Raw genomic sequence first — 1,721 nt, 5'->3', positions numbered from 1 at the left:
AGGATAGGTACGGTGGGCGTGGAACCATGTCCGCGTCCGCAGCTTCCCCGTCGTCCCTCATCTTTGGCAGGTACGCGGTCCTCCGCCGCCTGGCCGTGGGGGGCATGGGGGAGATCTTCCTCGCGCGACAGGTGGGTGTGAGTGGTTTCGAGCGCCCCGTCATCCTCAAGAGCCTGCTGCCGGACCTGCTGGAGCATGAGGGTTCGGTGGAGATGTTCCTCGACGAGGCCCGGGTCGCGGCGCACCTGAACCACCCCAACGTCGTCTCGCTGTACGAGGTCGGCGCGTGGCAGGGCACGTTCTACATCGCCATGGAGTACATCGAAGGCGAGAACCTGGGCCGGCTGGCGCGAGCGGCGCAGCGGGCGGCCTCACCGCTGCCCCACCGGGTGTGCGCGCAGTTGATCCGCGACGCGGCGCTAGGGCTGGATCATGCGCACCACGCGCGTGACAGCCAGGGCGCGTCGCTGGAGCTGGTGCACCGGGACATCAGCCCGCAGAACATCATGGTGCGGCTGGACGGCGTGACGAAGGTGGTGGACTTCGGCGTGGCCAAGGCGACCATCCGCGCCAGCCGCACGCGCACCGGCGTGCTCAAGGGCAAGCTGCGGTACATGTCGCCCGAACAGGTGCGCAACGAGCCCGTCGCTGGCAGCAGCGACCAGTTCGCGCTGGGCGTGGTGCTGTGGGAGCTGTGCACGCGCCGGCCATTCATCGACACGGACAACCCCGCGGAGGCGATGCGCAGGATTGCCCTGGCGGCGGTGCCCCGGCCCTCGCAGTTCGTGGAGGGGCTGTCGCCGCTCCTGGAGCAGATCATCCTGCGCATGCTCCACCGTGTGCCCACGCAGCGCTTCGCGCGGTGTGGCGACGTGGCGAAGGCGCTCCAGGCCTACCTGGACGAGGTGCCGGAGCCGGAGGGCGAGGGTGTCTCCGCGGTGGTGACGCGGCTGGTGGGCGAGTCGGTGCTCGCGAGGCTGCGCGACACGGGCAGCGGCGAAACGGTGCTGCCCCAGGGCCGTGAGCCCTCCAGCGTGTCGTGTCCGCGCTGTGGCCAGTCCACCAGCGCCAACAACCGCTTCTGCCCCGCGTGCGGCAACGCGCTCACGCCGCCGGCGGGTGCGCCCGCGCCGAATCTGGCGTCGATGCCGGTGCTGCGCGAGCCGCCCATGCACCTGGGGGATGAGGATGCCCCGGACGCGCCCACCGCCAAGGCCCCCGCGGCCCGGCGGGGTGGGGATGGCGCCGTGCACGAGCCGCCCACCGACCCGACGATGGAGGTGCCCGCGCCGTTGGTGGCCGCGCTGTCCGAGGCGCCGCCCGCGCCCGGCGTGGACGACGACGACGCGCCCCCGGCGCTGGGAGACGAAGCGCCGGGCCCCACGGTGAAGATGCGCGCGCTGGATGCGCAGGCGCTGATGCGGCGGCTCACGCTGCTCACGGTGGCGGGCGACGCGTCGGATGCGGTTCGCCTGCGCGAGATGGTGAAGGCGCTGGCGACGCGCCATCAGGTGGAGGCGGTGGCGCTGGCGGAGGCGCGCTGGTGCCTGCCGTTCGGGTTGCCGCAGCAGCGTCAGGACGACGCGACGCGGGCGCTGCGCTGCGCGGAGGACCTGGGGCTCGCTGGGGTGACGGTGCGGCGGGGCCTGGAGTCCGGCGTGGTGCGCGTGAGCTCCAGCGTGGACGCGGTGGGCCCGAGGCTGGCGGGGATGGGGCTGGAC

The 1,721-nt window shown here is 72.9% G+C and carries 1 protein-coding gene; it reads left to right on the top strand.

Annotation, left to right across the window (positions count from 1 at the left end):
- Positions 1 to 26 precede the first annotated feature (26 nt).
- Positions 27 to 1,721, top strand: a 1,695-nt coding sequence (locus D7V88_RS41240) for a serine/threonine protein kinase (RefSeq protein WP_147449140.1), incomplete at its 3' end; no start/stop codon positions are given.

Source organism: Corallococcus terminator (assembly GCF_003611635.1).
GTDB lineage: Bacteria > Myxococcota > Myxococcia > Myxococcales > Myxococcaceae > Corallococcus > Corallococcus terminator.
Note: the sequence above shows the minus strand (reverse complement) of the source record. Positions and strands in the feature narration are given on the sequence as shown.